Raw genomic sequence first — 16,162 nt, forward strand, 5'->3', positions numbered from 1 at the left:
GATGAGCCGGCCGCCGCTCCACTGGGTTTTGTAGGCGAGCCCAGTCGGCGTCGGGCGCCTCCACTCCCCCGCCGGTGGCCACTCCGGCGTTGGCGCAGAAGAGGTCGATGCGGCCGTACCGGCGCTCGGTCTCGTCGACCAGCGCCCGTACCTGCGCCTCGTCGGTGACGTCGAGCCCGTCGCCGTGCGCCACCGCGCCGATCCCCTCGGCCACCGCGCGGGCCGCGTCGGCGTCCAGGTCGGCCAGGACGACGGCGGCGGCTCCCTCGGCGGCGAACCGGCGGCCGAGGGCGGCCCCGATGCCGCCCGCCCCGCCGGTGATCACGGCCACCCGATCGGTCAGGTTCATCTCAGCCCGCCTCCTCACCGGTCACGCCGAGCCGCCGGACCAGCGCGGCCAGGGCCACCGCGCCGCCGGTGGTCAGCTCCGGGGTGGGCAGCAGCGCCAGCACGGCCAGCCAGTTGAGGATCACCGTTACCTCTCAGCGTGCTCTGGTGAGCACGTGATTGGTAGACCGGTGCCTGTCTATGGATTTGATCGGATGTGGTCAAGCATCCGCCCAGTCCCGCCCGGTCCGTATCGATCCCACCGGATGCCAGCAGGTCCAGGCCCTGTATCCGGTTTCGTCGATCGCCGCTCGCCGCCAGATGACGCCCCGAAATCCGAACAGGTCCCGGCACGTCTGGACCAGTCCCCCGACGTCCGAGCAGCCACCGAGCACCGTGGATCGCCGTTCACGACGCCGCTGCAGCAGGCGCGACGACCGCTCTGGCTCATAGCCGCCATGTGGCGCGAACGATCACCCCGGAGGACCACGCCGCTGGATCTTGGCCGCCTTCATGGTGCCTCTGACGATCTCTTGCTTTGACCTGCCGAACACCGGCGGGAGGGCTCGACGGGGGGCGGAGATGACCTGTGACCCGCGGTGGAGCGCTAGTCAGCATAGGGACGACCCCGCCGGGGGGAGCCTGATCGCGGTTGTCAGCCAGCACCAACAGGTGTCGTCCTACGCGCTCACGCTCGGCGGCACTGTCGCTCCTTCCGACCGGCGTCGTCGCGTGGTGCGCCTTTTGCTGACGCGTTGCTGACTCCGCCTGACAACGGCTGGCCCGCGTCCTACTTCTGGTCCTGGCCCCGCTCGTCGAGGACGTCCTTAAGGGATTACCGGCGAGACGGTTGCTACGCGCCGGAACTCCGGTCGGACCCCCTACGCCGCCTTGTGGCGCTGGCAAGCTTCCGACGGTAGGCCGTAGTGCTAATGGCGCTTCTGATGCCGTCGAACCTGGCCCTGTAACAGCGCGAGCCGGCGATTGATGTCCGCGAGCTGGATTGCTGCCTGTTGCGCGCGGACATGCAGCTCTTCCAGATCCAGTCTCAGCTGTTCCTCGGTATCGACCTCGACCGGCGCTGGCACCTCGGCGATGGTCATGCCTGTTCTCCCGTGATTGAGCAACCCGCGGAGGGGCCCCGGGTTGGGCAGAACGTACCCAGCCATCTGAGCAGGGAAACGATCGTCGGCTGACCGCCCACGGGTGGGCGCGTCGGGTAGAAGGCGATCAGGCGGTTGGGCGGACAAGGTTTGCAAGACGCGTGTAAGCGAGAAATCCGACCATCTCGGATGCTGAGACATGTAACAGACCACCGCCACTCACCGCCTATTGCTCTTGGAAGGTCGGGTGCGCGGCCTCCACGACCGGGCAGGACTACCGACCCGACCCCCTCGGCCCCGCCCGGTCCCAAGACGGAACAGCACCATGACGCCGTTGGAGGCACCACATGATGCCTAAGCCGCCGATCCCGACCCCGCCACCGCTGTGGTCAGACCGCCGCCACGCCCTGGCTGCACCTCCCGCGTGGAACCAGCCGACGCAGCAATTTCGCCGGACGCCGCAACGCGCCCGCCAGTGGTCGACGTATGGCATCTTCGGCGGAATCATCCTCCTGGTCGGGTGCCTCGCCATCCTGGTGACCGTCCTGGCCAGATAAGGAGGCCGGGCACGCCCGCCAGACACCTCGGCCAGGACCCGGGCACCGGGGAAGGGGCTGAGCGCCCCGCTGCCGGACGCTCGATTACAAGCTCTGTGCATCGCGTCCGCACACGTCCGGCAACGGCTGCACACTCGGAGCTTCGTCCGTGCCAGCGCTCGTCAGTGCGCTGCCGTCCGGCGCGGTTGCTGTCGGCGTTGCTGTCGACAGCCGTTCCGAGACACACGCTTTCCAAGTCTGCTCGGCCCCGTACGCGATTGATCGGGCCGGTTCGCCATCTAGATGATTGAGTCCGAAGTTCGGGCTGGTCAGTGGTCGTATGCGATGAGTGATCGTTTCCTGGGTGCGCCGGTGTTGGTGTTGTGCCAGATGCAGGTGGCCATCGCGAGCAGACGCTGGCCGACGCGGGCGTAGATGCCGGCCCGGCGGCGGGCTCCGTGTTGTTCGAGACTGAGCTGGCCTTTGAGGGTGTCGAAGATCGCCTCGATCCACTGGCGCATGCGCAGCAGACGTTGTTCGGTGCAGCTCGGTGTCGGGTCCCGGGTGCCCTTGCGGGCGGGGCGCAGCAGGTGGACACCGAGGTCGTCGAGGAACGCCTCGAACGTCTGACCGGCGAAGCCCCGGTCGGCCAGGATCACCTGCCCGGACTGGACAAGGTGGTGGTCGACTTGCAGCAGGGCGGCCAGGACGTCGCGTTCGTCGAGTTTCGGGTTGGCCAGGCACCAGGTCACCGGCATGCCCTCGACGGTGGTGACCAGATACAGGCGCATGCCCCAGAAGTAGCGGGAGTGGGAGGCGCAGTAGCCGTAGCCGGCGTCGCCTGCCAGGTCGGAGCGTTTCGCGGTCTCGCGAGAGGCTCCGCAGGGCACGGGCGTGGAATCGACCAGCCGCAGGATCGGTACCCCGGTCGGGGTGTTCTCGGCCAGGTGTCGGATCGCTGCGGCGATCAGCGGACCGGCGGCTCGTAGCCGCTTGCCGTATCCGGACTGGTCGGGGATGTAGGGGAACAGGTGACGCAGGTGCTTACGGGCGTAGCGGATCCAGTGCCGCTCACGGGGGAAGTCGAGCAGGACCTGCGCGATGGCCAGGCACAGCAGTTCGGCGTCGGACAGCAGCGGCGGGCGACCGATCCGGCGACGGCCGATGACGTGATCGTCGAGGAACACGTAGAGTGCGGTCAGAAGGGTATCGAGGTCTGTCTTCACAAACTGACATCGATACCCTTCGCCGTGTCCAAGTCAAGCTGCCCAGCCACACAGCTCAGACTTCGGACTCAATCATCTAGGCTACCCGAACGGCCGGTCGTCTACGGTCACCCGCGCACGCCCGCGAACGAGACGACAAGTGAGAGAAGCAGGACGCCCGACCGACCATCCTGATCTAGAAGCCTGACCGGTGCCCAACCGTAAGTCCACGCCAGGCTGGCCCGTGAGACCGACACAGAAACGCCGACGGCGGCGCGGGGCCACCCGTGCCGCCGTCGCTCGTCGCGGAGGTCAGGCCTTCTTGGTCAGGCAGAGCAGGTAGTACTTGTCCCCGGTGCGCTCGTTGCCCCAGAAGACGTAGCCGTCCTCGCCCTCCTTGATGTACTGGTCGCAGGCCTCGCCGGCCTGCGCCTGGGCCTCAGTCTGGCCGTCAACCCGACCCACGACGTTGTACACCGCCTCGGTGGAGGTGCACTCCACCACCTTGGCGTCGTTGGCCTCCGTTTCCTTGCCGTCGGCCAACTCGGGCAGCTTCGCGATGCAGTCGCCGGCCTTCGCCTGCACGGTGTCATCGCGCTGCTCCCACAGGTGGAGGCCGCCCTTGACGAGGCCAATCGCCACGACGGCGAGAAGGAGGCCGACGATGCTGAGGATCTTCCGACCCCGAGACTTCTTCGCCTCCGCCGGCGGCTGCGCCGGGAAGGCCGGCTCGGGCTGGCCGGGCTGCGGGGGGAAAGGCGGTGCGACCTGCTCTGACACTGGTGTTCCTTCCAAGGGGTGATACAGCAGGCGACACCATAACCAGCACGCCCAACCGGGCCGATCATCCTTTCAGCCAGTTTCCAGACTCCACCGCCACCAGCCAAACCACGCCACTCTGCGATCTCTATGCTCTGGGACGGCGTGTGGTACGGAGGGGTCGTCGCGTGGTTCGACGGCGAGTGCCCCTGTGGCCAGCCCGACGGCGGTCAACGGCACTGGCGGACGTGCTGGCGGGCGCCGGAATCAGGGGTTCCGCAGGACGAGCCGCCCAACGTCCACTGACGGGTTTTCGCAGCTACGACCCCTCGCTTGTAAGCTCTGTGCGGATCGTCCGGCCTCGTCTGGCGCGGCTCCAACTATCACTGCCGCGTAAAACTGACCGCCTGGTTCTGGGCGGAAGTTGGCGGATGGCCACCCCTCCCAGACGTGTGGACCAGGCATGGCCCGTCTCGGCACGTCGGGTGCGGGTCAGGCGATGGCTGGATCGCTCTGTTGCTGGAGTCTGCGGTTCCACCAGCCCGGCCGCCGCTGCGCCAGGTCCTTGAGCCGCAGTTGTTCGGCGTGTTGCAGCACGATGAGCATCGGGACGAGGGCGAGCGTCAGCAGCGGGAGGTAGCGGGGTGCCGAGCGGTTCTCCCAGACCAGCCCGGCGACCGCCGCTCCGCTGGACACGTAGAGGATCGGGTTGTAGAACGTCATGAGTTCCGGTCCCATACCCTCGCACTCGCGCAGCCGTGGCAGGCCGAGATAGCCGCGCTCACGCGGCCACCCCTGCAGGTGGGCGATCACCGCGGCCAGCCCGATGCCGTTGCAGGCGGAAAAGGCGGCGTCGCTGGAGGGCGGGTGGCTACCCGCTGCCCGCCAGACCGTGGCGGCGCCAAGCGCCCACAGTCCGGCGGCGGGCACCGGTCCCAGGATGGAGGCGGTGGGCATGCCAACTCCGGCCCCGAGCTCGAAGAAGACGTGCGCGGCGACCCCTGCGGTGGCGAGCCGCGTCATGGGTCGGATCGGCCGACCGGACCGTCCCGGCGTGCCGCCGCCCTTCCGCCCGATCCTGGGTGTCAACAAGGCTCGACCTTTCGACGTTCGCGAAGGCAGTCGCCACGGTCAGCTCCCGGCCGGCCCGGTCGCGGTACCCGCTTCCCGTCGACCTACTCCTCGGTTCCTCGGGCGGAGGTGCGCCCGCGCGGGTGGCGGGCCTGCGAGGTGTGGACCGGGCGCTGGTCATGCGGCCTGGTCAACAGTTCAGCCGCTCGTCGGCTTGCCGGTGGCCACGGCGGACTCGGTGGTCCTCGTGGGCCACCTCACCACGGTGGAGCACTTTCTCCTGACGCCGGAGTAGCCTGCCGGAGAGCGCCGCGAGTCCGGACAGCGCGAGGAAGATCATGATGCTGTTCTCCGCCGTCCGCCCGGTGGCACCGGCAGCCGCGTAGAGCAACGCGGGAGGTGCCAGTCCCGCAGCGCCGGCCACCGCGAGGTAGCCCCCACGGCTCGCGCGGACCGATCCGGTAGTCGTGCTGCCGCAGCAGCACCGAGGCGAGCGGCACGACGAAGAACCCCGACCGAGCGGGCCACAGTGCAGGGCCGTCCGCGAGGACGCGAGCGCCCTGGTCCCATCCGCATGGCCTGCATAAGCGTGGGTGGCTGGCAGACACGAATGTCCGGTTGCACATCTGCACGGCGACGACGGAGGTGCCTTCGCGGGTCTCATGGGTCAACTCCACGAGTTCGTCAGCGGCGCCAACCAGTTGCCGGTCCACCCGGCACCACCGCATACGGGGAGTCGGTGCACAGGGGCGTGGGAGAGGTTGTGGCGGCATGGCGATTTGTCCGCATGATGCGTTTGGCCCGGTCTACGCTCGGAGGCGCCACCAGGAGCCATCCGAGGGAGTCCCATGTCCACGAACGCTATAGACCTGCTCATTGAGGACCACCGCGAGGTACGCCGGCTGTTCAAGGAATTCCAGGAGACGGGCGCGGACGCGAACAGGAAGAAGCAGTTGGTCAGCCAGATTCTCGAAGCACTGACCATGCACACTTACATTGAGAACGAGTGCATGTACCCGGAGACCCGCAGGCTGGTGCCGAACCTCGATGAAGCGGTGCTGGAGTCCTACGAAGAGCACCACGTCGCCGACGTGCTGGGCTTCGAGCTCGCCATGATGAGCCCCGATGATGAGCGTTTTGAGGCCAAGACGATGGTGCTCATCGAGGCGGTCACTCATCACATCGAGGAAGAAGAGAAGGAGTGGTTCCCGAAGGTGCGTGAGGCCGTCTCATCGCAACAGTTGCAGGACCTCGGGGCCAGGCTGGCCGCAATGAAGGAGAAGGCGCCCCGGAAGCCGACCGCCCCGCGCGCGCTGAAGAAGGCCATGGATGCGGTGCGGGCCTGAGCTGAGGAACCTGGCTGGTACAGGTTTCCGGATTTGACCGAAGAAAGTGTTGCCGGTCGACCTGGACGGCCATGAGCCGCTCGAAACCGGGCAAATCCGGAGCGGCCACCCGCGCGTCCCAACTCGGCCTGTTGCCAGCCGTTCATCCCAGCCATCGGCGACCGGCCGCGACGGCCCAGGTCAGCGCTGCTGCTGCGGTGCCGACGCCGCGCAGTGCCATGCGTCGCGGTCCGGTCCAGCCGCCGTGGGCTGAGCCGGTGCCGGGTGCCGGCTGGTACAGGTTTCCGGAGCTGGCCGGGGCCGGCTGGTCACGGGACAGATGCTTTCGATCAACCTGGACGGCCATGAGTCTCTCGACGAGCCCGGGAGTCAGTCGGGACTGCGCGACCAGAGCCCGACCCATGGTCCCGACGACGGCCTCCCGCCGCGGCAGCCGGACCAAGTTCACGATCGTGCGCGCCACCCGTTCCGGCGGATACACCGGGGGCATGGCCCGCACGGCACGACCGGTGTAGTTCGCTGCGTGCTGGAACAACGGGGTGTCGATCGTCGCCGGTAGAACCGTGCACACGTCGATGCCGCGTGCCCCCTCCAGCCGCAGTTCCTGCCGCAGGCTGGCGCTCAACGCCCGGATGGCGAACTTCGCCATCGTGTAGGCGTGGGTGTAGGGCTGAGAAACGACGCCGACGATCGACGACACGTTGATCAGCACACCGCGGCCCTGCTCCCGCATGATCGGAAGCACCGCGCGTGCCCCGTGCACGTACCCCATCACGTTGACATCGAGAACCCGGCGAAAGTCCTCCACCGGGACGTCCTGAAACGGGCCGAACACGCTCACCGCCGCGTTGTTCACCCAGACATCGATTCGCCCGTACCGCTCGACCGTACGCCGAGCCAACTCCTGCACGGCGTGCTCGTCGCTCACATCCGTCGGCACGACCAGCGCCTGCCCGCCACGAGCCACGCACTCCTCGGCGACCCGCTCCAACCCCGCCTCCCGGCGAGCGGCCAACGCCACCGCGCACCCGTGGGCGGCGAAGGTCTCCGCGGTGGCCCGGCCGATACCCCCCGACGCTCCGGTGACGACGACGACGAGACCCGTGGTACGCATGGCCGGCAAATTCCCCATATCGCCCGGGTCAATCCCGCAAACGCCATTCAGGTGCTCCGGCATCTTTCCCGTTGCCCAGGGTATGGCGAGGAGCTGAACGTTCGTCGATCGAGTTGAGGTACCGGTGGCACGCTCTACCCGAGAGGTCGTGGAGGACCATCTGCGCCGCCGCCGGGTCGGCGACCTCGAGGGCGACCTGGCGCACAACTACCACCCCCACGTCCGGCTGATGTCCGCCGAAGGGGTCAACCATGGCCACGACGGCGTACGCAAACTCGCCCAGATCCTCAACAGCTACCTGCCCGAGAGCGAATACCGGTACCACCGGGTACTCCACGACGGTGACGTGGCGATGCTGGCCTGGACCGGCCGCAGCGCCGACACCAAGGTGCACGACGGCGCTGACACCTACGTCGTCCGCGAGGGTTTGATCGTCGCCCAGACCATCCACTACTCGACAGCCCCGAACCACTGACTTCCTGATCCTTATGCGACCAGCGGTCGGCCAGATCAGCCGCCCGCCGTTCCATTCAGTCTTGTACGCCAGTTGCCGACGCATCTCGGCGAACCCGGCGTCGGTGATGTGCCGGGCCAGGCAGCGATTGCGTAGCATCCCGGACAGGTTGAGGTCTTCCACCGCGACCGTGCCGTGCTCACCAGCCGGCCGGGTGGTCAGCTTGTGTAGGCCGTCGCGGCGCAGGTTCGTCACGCGGGCGTTAGCTTGCGCCACTTGTCGCCGTGCCCGTTCCCGCCGGTGCGAGGCTTTCTGACCCGTCCGCCGGTCCGGGCCGACCCGCCGGGACATCCACCGCGCCAAACGGCGCATCCGACGAGACGCCGCGAGTGCGACCAGTTCTTCAAGGCACGGGCGAGGGCATCAAGGCCGGAGCTGAACGCCTCCTTGGAGTAGTCCCGCGACCACGGCGCTACCCCATCCTTGACGGCGTTCCACGTCTTGCGCAACGCGGGCAGCGACCACGAGATCGACGGTGTGAGTTGTTGGGCGGGGATGCCGTAGGTGCGCTCGGCTGCCCGCTGGCCCCTTACCGCTTGCACCCGTTCCAGCGCCCAGTTGTACGCCTTACGGGCGGCGCCGGCATGACCCAGCACGGCGCGTTCCTGCCTGGCACTGAGGTCTACGGCCTGTTTCATAACTCGGTGGAGTTGTGAGACAGCGCCCTTCTCGGGCGTCCGCGCCTCGCCCCGGGTGGGGTGGGTTCGGTTCCTGCGTCGTCGGGGCCGGTTTCGCCCGCGCGTGTGCGCGGGCCAGAGCCTTCCCCTCGGCCGGCGTTGGTGACCGGGCCCCCTGCGGGGAGGTCCCGGACCTGGGCGTGGTGCTGCTCGGCCCAGACAGCGAGGTTGACTGCGGCGTTGTGGTCCCGATCGGCCTGATACCCGCACACCTGGCAGGTGAACGTGCGCTGGTGCAGAGGCATCGCGGGGGCCACGGTCCGGCATGCGGAACAGGTCTTGGTCGACGGGTACCAGCGGTCGACCAGGGCCAGTTGGCCGGCGCGCCACTGCTGCTTGTAGGCCAGTTGGCGGGCCAGTTCGCCCCATGCCGCGTCGGCGACCGCCGACGCCAGGCGCCGGTCGCCGAGCATGCCGGTGATGGTGAGGGTCTCGATGGCGAGCCGGTCGTGGGTATTGACCAGCTGGTTGGAGACCTGGTGCAGGAAACGACGCCGGATCGCGGCCACCCGGGCGTGGTGGCGGCCCAGCCGGGCCGCGGCCTTGGCACGGTTGTTGGAGCCGCGCTGTTTGCCGGTGACCTTCCGGGACAGGCGGCGCCGGCGCGCCACCGCAGCCCGGGCGGGCCGTGGCCAGCCGTCGACCCGCAGGACCTGCGTGCCGTCGGCGAGCGCTGCGGCGACGAACGTCGACAGGCCCCGGTCGACACCCACCCACCCCGCGGCGCCGGTGTTCGGCTCGTGACGGCGGGCATCGTGCAGGTCGGCGGCTTCGCAGGTCAGTGACACCGCCCACCGGCCGGCCCGGTGGCTGACCGTCGCGGACACCACCTTCGCCCGCCCCTCGGCCAGCATGCGCCGCACCCGGCGGGTGTCCTGCCCTACCGCCAGAGCGCCGATGCCAGGCAGGGTCACGGTCCGCGGCGTGCTCACCGACCCGGATACCCGCCCGACCTGCGGCAGAGGTCCTGCCGCGGATGCGAAACGACAGCGGTGCGCGTTTCTTCGACTTGAACCTCGGAAAACCGACCCGCCGACCCCGCCGGTGGCCAGTGCCCGATGCCGTGTACGCGGACAAGCCGCGGCCCAGATCGACCGCGGCTTCTTCAAAGACCTGCTGACACACCTCGCCCCGCCACGCCAGACCGGTCACCTGCACCGTCACGGTGCCGTCACCGGCGGCGACCATCACCCGGCCCGCGTCACCCGACCGTTTCCACCCGTTGAACGCGTTGATCAGGTCGAAGCCCGACCACGGCACCTTGCCGACCGTCCCACCGCGCTTGCCGTCCAAAGCGTCCTTGACCAGCCGCAGGCACTGGTTGTAGCCGAACCGGGCCGCACCCGCATGCCGACGCAGCACAATCTCCTGCTCGCCGGTCGGGTTCAGACAGAACCGGAACGTGGTGAAACGGGCCACGGCAGCACACCATGCCACACACCACCGACAAACACCCCACCACTTGCACTGAACCGCCCCGAGTCTGGTGGAGTCCTCAGACTGTGACCAGCTCCGGCTGGTCGGGCTGTTGGTGAGCGTAGAACATCGATTCGTGTTCGGCGGGTGGGCGGTGGCCGATCGCGGAGTGCAGGCGGTGGTGGTTGTACCAGTCGACCCATTCGGCGGTGGCCAGCTCGACGTGGGCGAGGCTGCGCCACGGCCGCCGCGGCTTGATGAGCTCTGTTTTGTAGAGGCCGATCGTGGATTCCATGAGGGCGTTGTCGAGGGCGTCGCCGACGGTGCCGATGGAGGCGTCGATGCCGGCGGCGACGAGGTGAGTGGTGAACCGGAACGACGTATATTGCGACCCGGCGTCGCTGTGGTGGATCAAGCCTCCCGTCACGGTTCGGCCGTCGCGGTCGCGGCGCCACAGGCCCATGTCCACCGCGTCGAGGACCAGGGGTGTGCGTTTGTTGGTCGCCGCTGACCAACCCACGATCGCCCTCGAGTAGACGTCGACGACGAACGCGACGTAGACGACGCCGGCGAAGGTGGCCACGTGGGTGAAGTCGGCCACCCAACAGCGGTTGGGTGCTGCGGCGGTGAAGTCCCGGGCGACGAGATCACCGGCACGATCGTGACCGGGATCGGTGACGGTGGTGCGGATCTTCTTGCCGCGTACGACCCCGCGCAGGCCGGCGTCGCGCATCAGTCGCTCGACGGTGCAGCGGGCCACCTCGATCCCGTCACGGCGCAGCTGCGCCCACACTTTCCGGGCGCCGTAGACGCCGTAGTTGCCCGCGTGCACGCGGCGGATCTGCTCGGTCAGCTGAGCGTCGGAGACGGCCCGCGCCGAGGGCGGCATCGCCTTGGCCTTGTAGTACGTGGAGGCCGCGATCTGCACGCCGTGCCCGGTCAGGGCACGGCAGATCGGCTCGACTCCGCCGAAGCGGGCCTTGTGCTCGTCGATGAACCTCACGAGCGTGTGTGTGGCCGGTCGAGCTCGGCCGCGAAGAAAGCCGACGCGGCCTTCAAGATCTCATTCGCCCGGCGCAACTCGGCGTTTTCCCGCTTCAACCGGCGAAGCTCCGCCGACTCATCGCTGGTGACCCCGGCGCGCTGCCCGGCGTCAACTTCGGCTTGGCGGACCCACTTGCGCAGCGTCTCGGCTGACCCGATCCCGAGCTTGGCCGCGATCGACCCGATCGCCTCCCACTCGGTGCCGTAATCGCCGCGATGCTCACGAACCAGGCGCACCGCACGATCACGTAGATCCTTCGGGTACTGCTTCGGCATGACGAAGATCCTCTCAAGTAAAGAGGTCTCTACCAGCGTCGGGGCGGTTCACAGCAGACGTTGTTCGGTGCAGCTCGGTGTCGGGTCCCGGGTGCCCTTGCGGGCGGGGCGCAGCAGGTGGACACCGAGGTCGTCGAGGAACGCCTCGAACGTCTGACCGGCGAAGCCCCGGTCGGCCAGGATCACCTGCCCGGACTGGACAAGGTGGTGGTCGACTTGCAGCAGGGCGGCCAGGACGTCGCGTTCGTCGAGTTTCGGGTTGGCCAGGCACCAGGTCACCGGCATGCCCTCGACGGTGGTGACCAGATACAGGCGCATGCCCCAGAAGTAGCGGGAGTGGGAGGCGCAGTAGCCGTAGCCGGCGTCGCCTGCCAGGTCGGAGCGTTTCGCGGTCTCGCGAGAGGCTCCGCAGGGCACGGGCGTGGAATCGACCAGCCGCAGGATCGGTACCCCGGTCGGGGTGTTCTCGGCCAGGTGTCGGATCGCTGCGGCGATCAGCGGACCGGCGGCTCGTAGCCGCTTGCCGTATCCGGACTGGTCGGGGATGTAGGGGAACAGGTGACGCAGGTGCTTACGGGCGTAGCGGATCCAGTGCCGCTCACGGGGGAAGTCGAGCAGGACCTGCGCGATGGCCAGGCACAGCAGTTCGGCGTCGGACAGCAGCGGCGGGCGACCGATCCGGCGACGGCCGATGACGTGATCGTCGAGGAACACGTAGAGTGCGGTCAGAAGGGTATCGAGGTCTGTCTTCACAAACTGACATCGATACCCTTCGCCGTGTCCAAGTCAAGCTGCCCAGCCACACAGCTCAGACTTCGGACTCAATCATCTAGGGAGGGACTGTACAAATAACGGCTGATCGACCGATCAAGGGAGAGACGCCAGATGACGACCGAGATCACCTCGGGGCAGGAGCCGGCCGCAGGGTCGGTGGGTGCGGTCACGGACGAGCAGTTGATCGCGATGCTGGTCGATCGGGCTCGTGGTGACGGGCTGAAGCTGACCGGCGAGGGTGGGCTGTTGCAGCAGCTGACCAAGCGGGTCCTGGAGTCGGCGTTGGACGGGGAGATCACCGATCACGTCGGCTACGACAAGCATGACCCGGCGGGTCGGGGTAGCGGGAACACTCGTAACGGCAGCCGGACCAAGACCGTGCTCACCGACGTCGGGCCGGTCGAGGTCCGGGTGCCGCGGGACGCGGCGGGCACGTTCGAGCCGCAGATCGTGCGCAAGCGGCAGCGGCGCCTGACCGGGGTCGACGACATGGTCCTGTCGCTGTCGGCCAAGGGCCTGACCCACGGCGAGATCAGCGCCCACTTGGCCGAGGTGTACGGCGCCGACGTGTCGAAGCAGACGATCTCCACCATCACCGACAAGGTCATGGACGGCATGGCCGAGTGGCAGAACCGGCCCCTCGACGCCATCTACCCAGTCGTGTTCATCGATGCCATCAACGTCAAGATCAGGGATGGTCAGGTCGCGAACCGGCCGATCTACCTCGCGATGGCGGTCACCGTCGACGGGCACCGTGACATCCTCGGCATCTGGGCCGGTGACGGCGGCGAAGGCGCCAAACACTGGCTGCACGTGCTGACCGAGCTGAAGAACCGCGGCGTCGCCGACGTGCTCATGCTCGTGTGCGACGGGCTCAAGGGCCTGCCCGAGGCGGTTGAGACGGTCTGGCCACGCACGATCGTGCAGACGTGTGTGGTGCACCTGCTGCGCAACTCGTTCCGGTACGCGGCCCGGCAGGACTGGGACAAGATTGCCAAGGCGCTGCGGCCGGTCTACACCGCAGCGACCGAGGACGCCGCGACCGAGCGGTTCCTGGAGTTCGCCGACGCCTGGGGCAAGAAGTACCCGGCGATCGTGAAGCTGTGGGAGAACGCCTGGGCCGAGTTCGTGCCGTTCCTCGCCTTCGACGTCGAGATCCGCAAGGTCATCTGCTCCACGAATGCGATCGAGTCGGTGAACGCCCGCATCCGCAAAGCCGTCCGCGCCCGCGGCCACTTCCCGAACGAGCAAGCCGCCTTGAAGTGTGTCTACATGGCGTTGATGAGCCTTGACCCCACCGGCGCCGGCCGCCGGCGGTGGACCATGCGCTGGAAGGCCCCATTGAACGCCTTCCAGATCGCCTTCGAAGGCCGGCTCACCCCGGCCAACCACTGACCACCTCAAGAACCAAGATCAGCCGTTAACTTGACACTCCCTCTAGGGGAAGAAGATCGCAAACCAAGGGCTGTCTGGTGATCAGTGTGCACGATGGCGCGACGACCGATGAGGTCGGGCGGCTGTCCGCGTTCCGGCGTGAGTTCCACAGTTGTCTGACCGCTCGTGGGGATGCGTTGTTCGAGCTGGCGGACGCGCTGTTGTGCGGTGACGGCCCGGTGCGGTCGCTGGTGGAGTTATCGCTGGTGGGTGAGCACCGCCGTGGTCACGGCTCGCTGTACGCGGCGTTGAACCGCGGCCGGATCGACATCGAGCGGCTGCGGACCGCGGTGGCGGCGGTGCCCCTGCCGCGGGCCGCGGACGGGCGGATCGTCCTGGCGGTCGATGTGACCTGCTGGTTGCGGCCGGAGGCGCACACCTGCCCGCAGCGGGTGCTGTGCCACACCTACGGGCGCGGCAAGGACACCCACATCGGGGTTCCGGGCTGGCCGTACTCGTTCGTCACCGCCCTGGAAACCGGGCGCACCTCGTGGACCGCGCCCTTGGACGCCCGCCGGCTGGCGCCCGGCGGCGACGCCGCCACGGTCACCGCCGGCCAGTTGCGGGACGTGGTGCAGCGGCTGATCACTGCCGGGCAGTGGCAGCCTGGTGATCCGGACGTGTGGATCGTCGCGGACGCCGGATACGACGGGCCCCGGCTGGCCTTCCTGCTAGCCGACCTGCCCGTTCAGGTGTTGGTGCGGATGCGCTCGGACCGGGTACTGCGCCGACCCGCACCACCCCGGCCGCCCGCCACCACCGGCCGCCCACGAAGGCACGGCGGCGAGTTCATCTTCGGTGACCCGGCCAGCTGGGGCGACCCGGACGTGGCCACGACCACCGACACCCGTCTCTACGGCACCGCGACCGCACGGGCCTGGCACCGGCTGCACCCCAGACTGACCCTCCGCACCGCCTGGACCGCCCAGCACGGCCCGCTGCCGATCATCGAAGGCACCGTGATCCTGCTGACCGTCGACCGACTGCCCAGCGGCGCCACCGCGAAACCGGTCTGGCTGTGGTGGTCACAGGCAACCGCCACCGACGCCGAGGTTGACCTGCTCTGGCAGGCGTTCCTGCGCCGCTTCGACATCGAGCACACCTTCCGCATGCTCAAGCAAACCCTCGGCTGGACCAGCCCCAAGCTGCGCGACCCACACGCCGCCGACCGCTGGACCTGGCTGGTGCTGGCCGCCTACACCCAACTACGGCTGGCCCGCACCGCCGCCGCCGACCTCCGCCGGCCCTGGGAACGCCCCACACCACCCGAACGGCTCACCCCAGCCCGCGTCCGCCGCGCGTTTCGGCACCTACGCACCAAAGCCGGCTGCCCCGCCGCCGCACCGAAACCGAGCCGACCAGGCCCAGGACGACCACCCGGACACCCCAACCGCCACCGAGCCGCCCGCCACGACGTCCACATCGTCACAGCCACTACCAGCAACAAGCCGAACAGCAACACCAAGAAAACGAAGACCTCGAATAGCCCGAGGCCACGACGCACAGGTTAAAGATCAAGGTAGGACGAACCGGTACACCTGGATCACCTTCACGTCGGGTTGTCTCCGATCGCGGCCTCAACGGCTCAGCCAGCCTTCACGCCGGTCCGGGAGAGCCGCGGGATCAGCCCCGCCCAGGCCGCCGCGCCGCCGGCGGTCAGCTCCGGGGTGGGCAGCAGCGCCAGCACGGGCACGTCCACGCCGTTGTCGGCGTACCGGCGGACCTGGGCGACGCACTCCTCGGGCGAGCCGTGCAGGACCAGCGCGTCGACCACCTCGTCCGGCACCGCCGCCGAGGCGCCCCGCCGGTCGCCGGCGGCCCACGCCTTCCACATCGTACCGAGGCTGTCCTGCCGGCCCAGCCAGCGGTGGAAGGCCGCGTACGCGGGCACGGTGAGGTAGCCGGTGATCAGCCTGCGGCCCAGCGCCCGGGCGTACGTGGCGTCCTCGGTGGGGCAGACGAAGATCCGGGCGGCGACCTCGAAGCCGGGGCGGCGCTCGCCCAGCTCGGCCAGGGCGGTCGGCACGTCGTCGGCGGACAGCCAGTTGAGGATGACCCCGTCGGCTTCGGCGGCGGCGAGCCGCAGCATGCCGGGGCGCAGCGCGGCCAGCAGCACCGGCGGCGGCACGGCCGGCGGGCGTTCCAGGGTGAACCGGCGGACGGTGAAGGTGTACGCCTCGTCGACGGTCTCGCCGCGCAGCGCGGCACGCAGGAAGCGCAGCACGTCCCGGGTCCGCTGGAACGGCTCGTCGAAGGGCACCGCGTTCCAGTCCCAGACGAGCACCGGCGAGGAGGCGCCGATGCCCAACGCGAAGCGGCCCGGGGCGGCCTCGGCGAGGGCGGCGGCGCTCATTGCGAGCAGCCCCGGCCCGCGGGTGAAGACCGGGGTGATCGCGGTGCCCAGCCGCAGCCGCGGCTGCCAGGCGGCGGCGAGCGCCAGCGGCGTGAACGCGTCGGTCCCGGCGACCTCGGACGACCAGACGTCGGTGAAGCCGGCCCGGTCGAGGGCCGCGTAGACGGTGGCGTGGTCGGCGAGCGTGATGCCGCCCAGCGGCACCGTCATGCC

Annotated in this window: 13 protein-coding genes and 4 pseudogenes; 4 read left to right on the top strand and 13 right to left on the bottom strand. The window is 68.8% G+C overall.

What is annotated here, in order from left to right; translation table 11 throughout:
- Positions 1 to 33: 33 nt before the first annotated feature.
- The 6 genes and pseudogenes from AC0OLQ_RS25170 to AC0OLQ_RS25195 all read right to left on the bottom strand — a co-directional run.
- Positions 34 to 349 (bottom strand): annotated as a pseudogene (locus AC0OLQ_RS25170) (SDR family NAD(P)-dependent oxidoreductase); the annotation flags it as partial.
- A gap of 1 nt (position 350) precedes the next feature.
- On the bottom strand, positions 351 to 473 hold the full coding sequence (locus AC0OLQ_RS25175) for a hypothetical protein (RefSeq protein WP_484528329.1): 123 nt from the start codon (positions 471 to 473) through the stop codon (positions 351 to 353).
- Between the two features lie 783 nt (positions 474 to 1,256).
- On the bottom strand, positions 1,257 to 1,430 hold the full coding sequence (locus tag AC0OLQ_RS25180; protein WP_484528330.1) for a hypothetical protein: 174 nt from the start codon (positions 1,428 to 1,430) through the stop codon (positions 1,257 to 1,259).
- 865 nt (positions 1,431 to 2,295) lie between these two features.
- Positions 2,296 to 3,192, bottom strand: a complete 897-nt coding sequence (locus tag AC0OLQ_RS25185) for an IS982 family transposase (RefSeq protein ID WP_484528331.1) — start codon at positions 3,190 to 3,192, stop codon at positions 2,296 to 2,298.
- Between the two features lie 291 nt (positions 3,193 to 3,483).
- Positions 3,484 to 3,951, bottom strand: a complete 468-nt coding sequence (locus tag AC0OLQ_RS25190; protein WP_484528332.1) for an LppU/SCO3897 family protein — start codon at positions 3,949 to 3,951, stop codon at positions 3,484 to 3,486.
- 471 nt (positions 3,952 to 4,422) lie between these two features.
- On the bottom strand, positions 4,423 to 4,953 hold the full coding sequence (locus tag AC0OLQ_RS25195) for a hypothetical protein (protein ID WP_484528333.1): 531 nt from the start codon (positions 4,951 to 4,953) through the stop codon (positions 4,423 to 4,425).
- A gap of 896 nt (positions 4,954 to 5,849) precedes the next feature.
- Here AC0OLQ_RS25195 and AC0OLQ_RS25200 point away from each other — a divergent pair.
- Complete coding sequence (locus AC0OLQ_RS25200) at positions 5,850 to 6,347, top strand: hemerythrin domain-containing protein (protein WP_484528334.1); 498 nt, start codon at positions 5,850 to 5,852, stop codon at positions 6,345 to 6,347.
- Between the two features lie 142 nt (positions 6,348 to 6,489).
- On the opposite strand, the gene AC0OLQ_RS25205 is transcribed toward AC0OLQ_RS25200, so the two are convergent.
- Positions 6,490 to 7,524 (bottom strand): SDR family oxidoreductase, encoded by a 1,035-nt coding sequence (locus AC0OLQ_RS25205; RefSeq protein ID WP_484528335.1) that lies wholly within the window; start codon positions 7,522 to 7,524, stop codon positions 6,490 to 6,492.
- Positions 7,525 to 7,609: 85 nt separating this feature from the next.
- Here AC0OLQ_RS25205 and AC0OLQ_RS25210 point away from each other — a divergent pair, with 85 nt between their 5' ends.
- Positions 7,610 to 7,936 (top strand): nuclear transport factor 2 family protein, encoded by a 327-nt coding sequence (locus AC0OLQ_RS25210; RefSeq protein WP_484528336.1) that lies wholly within the window; start codon positions 7,610 to 7,612, stop codon positions 7,934 to 7,936.
- A 138-nt stretch (positions 7,937 to 8,074) separates the two neighbouring features.
- On the opposite strand, the pseudogene AC0OLQ_RS25215 reads toward AC0OLQ_RS25210, so the two are convergent.
- From AC0OLQ_RS25215 to AC0OLQ_RS25235, 5 genes and pseudogenes are all read right to left on the bottom strand, one after another.
- Positions 8,075 to 8,314 (bottom strand): annotated as a pseudogene (locus AC0OLQ_RS25215) (transposase); the annotation flags it as partial.
- A 295-nt stretch (positions 8,315 to 8,609) separates the two neighbouring features.
- Positions 8,610 to 9,566: an RNA-guided endonuclease InsQ/TnpB family protein gene (locus AC0OLQ_RS25220; protein WP_484528337.1), complete on the bottom strand. Its 957-nt coding sequence runs from the start codon at positions 9,564 to 9,566 to the stop codon at positions 8,610 to 8,612.
- Between the two features lie 391 nt (positions 9,567 to 9,957).
- Positions 9,958 to 10,089: pseudogene (locus AC0OLQ_RS25225) on the bottom strand (helix-turn-helix domain-containing protein); the annotation flags it as partial.
- Between the two features lie 58 nt (positions 10,090 to 10,147).
- Positions 10,148 to 11,388 (bottom strand): IS3 family transposase gene (locus AC0OLQ_RS25230; protein ID WP_484528338.1). Its coding sequence is split into 2 segments (ribosomal slippage): positions 10,148 to 11,112 and positions 11,112 to 11,388, totalling 1,242 coding nucleotides; the frame shifts between segments, so codons are not numbered across the junction.
- A gap of 51 nt (positions 11,389 to 11,439) precedes the next feature.
- Positions 11,440 to 12,141: pseudogene (locus tag AC0OLQ_RS25235) on the bottom strand (IS982 family transposase); the annotation flags it as partial.
- 210 nt (positions 12,142 to 12,351) lie between these two features.
- Here AC0OLQ_RS25235 and AC0OLQ_RS25240 point away from each other — a divergent pair.
- Together AC0OLQ_RS25240 and AC0OLQ_RS25245 are read left to right on the top strand one after the other, a co-directional pair.
- Positions 12,352 to 13,557, top strand: a complete 1,206-nt coding sequence (locus tag AC0OLQ_RS25240) for an IS256 family transposase (protein ID WP_484532424.1) — start codon at positions 12,352 to 12,354, stop codon at positions 13,555 to 13,557.
- A gap of 77 nt (positions 13,558 to 13,634) precedes the next feature.
- On the top strand, positions 13,635 to 15,107 hold the full coding sequence (locus tag AC0OLQ_RS25245) for an NF041680 family putative transposase (RefSeq protein ID WP_484528339.1): 1,473 nt from the start codon (positions 13,635 to 13,637) through the stop codon (positions 15,105 to 15,107).
- Between the two features lie 74 nt (positions 15,108 to 15,181).
- Here the strand turns inward: AC0OLQ_RS25245 and AC0OLQ_RS25250 are convergent, their stop codons facing one another.
- Positions 15,182 to 16,159 (bottom strand): LLM class F420-dependent oxidoreductase, encoded by a 978-nt coding sequence (locus AC0OLQ_RS25250; RefSeq protein ID WP_484532425.1) that lies wholly within the window; start codon positions 16,157 to 16,159, stop codon positions 15,182 to 15,184.
- Positions 16,160 to 16,162 lie beyond the last annotated feature (3 nt).

Source organism: Micromonospora sp. Utrum1 (assembly GCF_057197805.1).